Annotated in this window: 4 protein-coding genes; 3 read left to right on the forward strand and 1 reads right to left on the reverse strand. The window is 59.5% G+C overall.

Features of this window, described 5'->3' with window-relative positions; all coding sequences use genetic code 11:
* A partial coding sequence (locus ACRESD_RS25885) for a cytosine permease (protein WP_431753505.1) occupies positions 1-1228 on the reverse strand: 1228 nt, incomplete at its 3' end.
* 591 nt (positions 1229-1819) lie between these two features.
* Here ACRESD_RS25885 and hydA point away from each other — a divergent pair.
* The 3 genes from hydA to preA all read left to right on the forward strand — a co-directional run bounded on the left by hydA (position 1820) and on the right by preA (position 6055).
* Positions 1820-3259 (forward strand): dihydropyrimidinase, encoded by a 1440-nt coding sequence (gene hydA / locus ACRESD_RS25890; RefSeq protein WP_431753506.1) that lies wholly within the window; start codon positions 1820-1822, stop codon positions 3257-3259.
* Between the two features lie 154 nt (positions 3260-3413).
* Positions 3414-4781, forward strand: coding sequence for an NAD(P)-dependent oxidoreductase (locus ACRESD_RS25895; protein ID WP_431753507.1), 1368 nt, complete (start codon positions 3414-3416; stop codon positions 4779-4781).
* Positions 4781-6055, forward strand: a complete 1275-nt coding sequence (preA, locus tag ACRESD_RS25900; RefSeq protein WP_431753508.1) for an NAD-dependent dihydropyrimidine dehydrogenase subunit PreA — start codon at positions 4781-4783, stop codon at positions 6053-6055. The genes ACRESD_RS25895 and preA overlap by 1 nt, the downstream gene beginning before the upstream one ends.
* Positions 6056-6135 lie beyond the last annotated feature (80 nt).

Below are 6135 nucleotides of genomic sequence, written 5' to 3' on the forward strand. Positions count from 1 at the left end.
CCACCATGATCCCGGCAATCGGGCCGAGCAGGCTTGAATAACCCAGCAACCAGTTGGAATACACAGTCTCCAGGCTCACATCCGAGACGATCAGCCCGAGTTTTTTCAGCAGCTCATGGGCCATCAACGCCAACCCGACCAGGCCAGTGAGGATCACCGCTGTGGTTCGGTTGATCAGCTTGGGAGCGATGTTCTGGAAGTCATTGGTGGGCGAAACGATGTTCGCCGCCGTGTTGGTGGACAAGGTGGCGATGATGATCAACGCCATGGCAATCGCTACCCACACCGGGCTCTGGATATGGCCGATCAGGCTCACCGGGTCGGACACGCTGACACCCACCAATTTCACCGACGCAGCGGTCATGATCACGCCAAGGGCGGCGAACAGGAACATGGTCAATGGCAGGCCGAAAATCTGCCCGAGGATCTGGTCTTTCTGACTGTGGGCGTAGCGGCTGAAGTCGGGAATGTTCAGCGACAAGGTGGCCCAGAAACCCACCATCGCGGTGAGGCCAGCCATGAAGTAACCGGTGAGGCTCGCGCCTTCGGGACGTTTGGGGGGGATCGCCATGAGTTCGCTGAGAGACACATTCGGCATCGCCCACACCAACAGGCCTATCCCGACTGCCACCAGCAGCGGTGCCGACAGGGTTTCCAGGCGCTTGATCGACTCGGCGCCACGCAAGACCACCCACAAATTCAGCGTCCAGAAAATCATGAAACCGATCACTTCACCGGTGCCACCGAGGGATTTCCAACCCTCGAAAATCGACCCCAGGAACAAGTGAATCGCCAAGCCACCAAACATCGTCTGGATACCGAACCAGCCACACGCCACCAGCGCGCGGATCAGGCACGGCACGTTGGAACCGAGGATGCCAAAGGAAGAACGCAGCAACACCGGAAACGGAATACCGTACTTGGTGCCGGGAAACGCGTTGAGGGTCAGCGGAATCAGCACGACGATGTTGGCCAGCAGGATCGCCATCAGCGCCTCCCCCACTGACAGCCCGAAATACGCAGTGAGCACCCCGCCCAACGTATAGGTGGGCACGCAGATCGACATGCCGACCCACAGTGCGGTGATGTGCCATTTGTTCCAGGTTCGTTCGTGCACCTTGGTCGGTGCCATGTCGTGGTTGTAGCGCGGGCTGTCGAGGACGTCGGGGCCGGCGTCGAGTTCGTACAGGCCGTTGCGTTCTATGACTTGCGATCTGTTCTGTTGCATGGCCGCTCCACGGTTTTTTCGAATTATTGTTGCTCACCCCGCGCTGGACGCAGGGTGGCCGGAGTACCGCGTAAACAACATGACATCACGGGCCCGGACAGCCGCCACTGCACTCAATAACCGTGCCGACAACTGCCCTCGAACCCACACCGCTTTTATAACTTGCTGATGTTTATCAGCTTTCCGATTGCGCCTACGGTACTTGCCACATTACTCAGGCTAAATAACGTGAAAGTTGCCCGAACCGTCAGGACTCAATCTGGTGCAACACAATTATTTTTATTTCCCATGCCCGTCAAGAGGCATGTCTCAAGCGTCTGATTTGCAATAAGAAATGTTGCTTATTTTATGAACCTGTCAAGCGCGTCAAAATGGTGAGAGGCCGCTTCATTTTGGTGATTATTTATTTTTATCCTTATAAATCAAGTAATTAAACACAATACAAGCTTATAAAAAATCTTCTTGCCCAATCGAAAAACTCGGGCTAGTTTCTATTCCTGTCACCGATGACAGGAATTAACCGACCATCGGTAAGCAGCATTACAACACTTAGAACTGGCACAAGCCGGTCAAGCCTGTGAGGAACTCGACATGTCGCTGTTGATCCGTGGCGCCACCGTTATTACCCATGATGAAAGTTACCGCGCCGATGTTTTATGCGCAGGCGGTCTAATTCGCGCTATTGGCACGGATCTGGATATTCCCGCAGGCACTGAAATACTCGATGGCAGCGGCCAATACTTGATGCCAGGCGGCATCGACCCTCACACCCATATGCAACTGCCCTTCATGGGCACCGTGGCCAGCGAAGATTTTTTCAGTGGTACGGCGGCAGGTTTGGCGGGCGGCACTACGTCGATCATCGACTTTGTGATTCCCAACCCGCAGCAGTCACTGCTCGAGGCCTTTCACCAATGGCGCGGCTGGGCGGAAAAGTCAGCAGCCGACTATGGCTTTCACGTTGCGATCACGTGGTGGAGCGAGCAGGTCCGCGAGGAAATGGCCGAACTGGTCAGCCATCACGGCATCAACAGCTTCAAGCATTTCATGGCCTACAAGAACGCGATCATGGCGGCGGACGATACGCTGGTCGCCAGTTTCGAACGTTGCCTGGAGCTGGGCGCAGTGCCCACGGTGCATGCGGAGAACGGCGAGTTGGTGTACCACCTGCAGCGCAAGCTGATGGCCCAGGGCATCACCGGACCGGAAGCGCACCCGTTGTCGCGCCCGTCACAAGTGGAAGGCGAAGCGGCCAGCCGCGCCATTCGTATCGCTGAAACCATCGGTACGCCGTTGTACTTGGTGCACGTCTCCACCCAGGAAGCGTTGGACGAAATCACCTATGCCCGCGGCAAGGGCCAGCCGGTCTACGGCGAAGTCCTCGCCGGCCACTTGTTGCTGGACGACAGCGTTTACCAACACCCCGACTGGCAGACCGCCGCCGGTTACGTGATGAGCCCGCCTTTCCGTCCACGCGGGCACCAAGAGGCGCTGTGGCATGGCCTGCAATCGGGCAACCTGCACACCACTGCCACTGACCACTGTTGCTTCTGCGCCGAGCAAAAAGCTGCCGGCCGTGATGACTTCAGCAAGATCCCCAACGGCACCGCCGGCATCGAAGACCGCATGGCGTTGCTGTGGGACGAAGGGGTCAACAGCGGGCGTTTGTCGATGCAGGATTTCGTCGCGCTGACTTCCACCAACACCGCGAAGATCTTCAACCTCTACCCACGCAAAGGCGCGATCCGTGTCGGCGCAGATGCTGATCTGGTGCTGTGGGACCCCCAGGGTACGCGGACCATTTCCGCCAAGACCCACCATCAGAAGGTCGACTTCAACATCTTCGAAGGCAAAACCGTACGTGGTGTACCGAGCCACACCATCAGCCAGGGCAAGCTGGTCTGGGCCGATGGCGACCTGCGTGCCGAACGTGGGGCCGGGCGGTATGTGGAACGGCCGGCGTATCCGGCGGTGTTTGAGCAGTTGAGCAAGCGGGCGGAGCATTCCAGGCCCACTGCAGTGAAACGCTGATACCGCATTCGCGGGCAAGCCCGCTCCCACATTTGATCGGATTCACACAGCCCAGATGTGGGAGCTGGCTTGCCTGCGAAGCGGCCAGCACAGGCAACACAAAAAACCAATGCCCATCAGAGGCAGCACCTCAAATAACCGTGAGGCCAAAACCGTGATCCAGACCCTGACCCACCTCCCCCACCCGCATGAAGATGGGGCAACGTTAGCCAGCCATTTCACCGACCTGGCACCGCCCCTCAACGCCCGCCAGGCCCAACTGGAAGCTTCGCGCTGCCTGTATTGCTACGACGCGCCATGCGTGAACGCGTGTCCCAGCGAGATCGATATCCCGTCGTTCATCCGCAATATCCACACCGAAAACGTACAGGGTGCCGCGCAGAAAATCCTCTCGGCCAACATCCTCGGCGGCAGCTGCGCCCGGGTTTGCCCCACCGAGATCCTGTGCCAGCAAGCCTGCGTGCGTAACAACGCCGAGGAATGCGCCCCGGTGTTGATTGGCCTGTTGCAACGCTACGCCATCGACAACGCGCACTTCAGCGAGCACCCGTTCCAGCGCGCGGCGTCCACCGGCAAACGCATCGCCGTCATCGGTGCCGGGCCTGCGGGTTTGGCTTGCGCTCATCGTGCCGCGTTGCACGGCCATGACGTGGTGATTTTCGAAGCGCGGGAAAAGGCCGGAGGCCTGAATGAATACGGGATAGCCAAGTACAAGCTGGTGGATGACTTCGCGCAGAAGGAGTTGGAGTTCCTGCTGCAAATCGGCGGCATTGAAATTCGCCACGGCCAGCGCCTGGGTGACAACCTGACCTTGAGTGAACTGCACCAGCAATTCGATTCGGTGTTCCTCGGCCTCGGCCTGACTGCCAGCAAACAACTCGGCCTGCCCCACGAAGATGCCCCCGGCCTGCTCGCCGCCACCGACTACATCCGCGAACTGCGCCAGGCTGAAGACCTCACCCAACTGCCTCTGGCCGACCGCTGCATCGTGCTCGGCGCCGGCAACACGGCCATCGACATGGCCGTGCAAATGGCCCGTCTCGGCGCTCGCGATGTGAACCTCGTGTACCGCCGTGGTCTGGCGGACATGGGCGCCACTCAGCACGAACAGGATATTGCCAAAGCCAATCAGGTCCGCCTGCTGACCTGGGCTCAACCCGAAACAGTGCTGCTCGATGATCAGGGCCACGTACGCGGCATGCGCTTTCTGCGCACGCGCATGGAAAACGGCCGCCTGCACCCCACCGGTGAAACCTTCGAACTGGCTGCCGATGCGATCTTCAAGGCCATCGGACAAAGTTTTGACAGCGAGGCGCTGCACGACCCGCTGGCCCAGCAACTGCGCCGCGTCGGCGAGCGCATTTTCGTCGACGAACACCTGCGCACCAGCATTCCAGGCATCTATGCCGGCGGTGATTGCGTCAGCCTCGGCCAGGACCTCACCGTGCAAGCCGTGCAACACGGCAAGCTGGCCGCAGAGGCCATGCACGCCCAACTCATGCTGAATGTGGAGGCTGCGTAATGGCCGATCTCTCGATTGTGTTCGCCGGTATCAAAGCCCCGAACCCGTTCTGGCTGGCCTCTGCGCCGCCCACCGACAAAGCCTACAACGTGGTCCGCGCCTTCGAAGCCGGCTGGGGCGGCGTGGTGTGGAAAACCCTGGGCGAAGACCCGGCAGCGGTCAATGTGTCGTCTCGCTACTCGGCCCACTACGGTGCCAACCGTGAAGTGTTGGGCATCAACAACATCGAGCTGATCACCGACCGCTCCCTGGAGATCAACCTGCGAGAAATCACCCAGGTGAAAAAAGATTGGCCCGACCGCGCGCTGATCGTGTCGCTGATGGTGCCTTGTGTCGAGGAGTCCTGGAAAAACATCCTGCCCCGGGTGGAGGCCACCGGCTGCGACGGTATCGAACTGAACTTCGGCTGCCCCCACGGTATGCCCGAGCGCGGCATGGGTGCCGCAGTGGGCCAGGTACCGGAGTATGTGGAGCAAGTGACACGCTGGTGCAAGACGTACTGCTCGCTGCCGGTGATCGTCAAGCTCACGCCGAACATCACCGACATCCGTGTGGCGGCGCGGGCCGCCTATCGCGGTGGCGCGGATGCGGTGTCGCTGATCAACACCATCAACTCCATCACCAGTGTGGACCTGGAACGCATGGTCGCCCTGCCGACGGTCGGTAGCCAAAGTACCCACGGCGGTTATTGCGGCTCAGCGGTGAAGCCGATTGCCCTGAACATGGTCGCGGAAATCGCCCGTGACCCGCAGACCCAAGGCCTGCCGATCTGCGGCATCGGTGGCATCGGCAACTGGCGCGACGCGGCGGAATTCGTCGCCCTGGGTTGCGGCGCGGTGCAGGTGTGCACGGCGGCGATGCTGCATGGGTTTCGGATCGTGGAAGAGATGAAGGATGGACTGTCACGTTGGATGGATAGTCAGGGCTACACGAGCCTGCAGGACTTTTCCGGGCGTGCGGTGGGTAATACCACGGACTGGAAGTACCTGGATATCAACTACCAGGTGATCGCGAAGATTGATCAGACGGCGTGTATTGGTTGTGGGCGTTGCCATATTGCTTGCGAGGACACATCGCACCAGGCCATCGCGAGTCTGAAACAGGCGGATGGCACGCATAAGTACGAGGTGATCGATGATGAGTGTGTGGGCTGTAACCTGTGCCAGATCACCTGCCCGGTAGCGGACTGTATCGAGATGGTGCCGATGGACACGGGCAAGCCATTTTTGAATTGGACGCAGGACCCGCGTAATCCCTACAGAGAGGCTGTGTAATGCTTTAGATCGCTATCGGGGGCAAGCCCCCTCCCACATTTTGATTTGTGAATACAGTCATAGGTGGGAGGGGGCTTGCC

It is taken from the genome of Pseudomonas sp. (assembly GCF_050739995.1).
GTDB lineage: Bacteria > Pseudomonadota > Gammaproteobacteria > Pseudomonadales > Pseudomonadaceae > Aquipseudomonas.

Excerpts from the sequence above, each read along its gene's own strand:
- hydA (WP_431753506.1), top strand. The coding sequence starts at position 1,820 with ATGTCGCTGTTGATCCGTGGCGCCACCGTTATTACCCATGATGAAAGT.
- preA (WP_431753508.1), top strand. The coding sequence starts at position 4,781 with ATGGCCGATCTCTCGATTGTGTTCGCCGGTATCAAAGCCCCGAACCCG.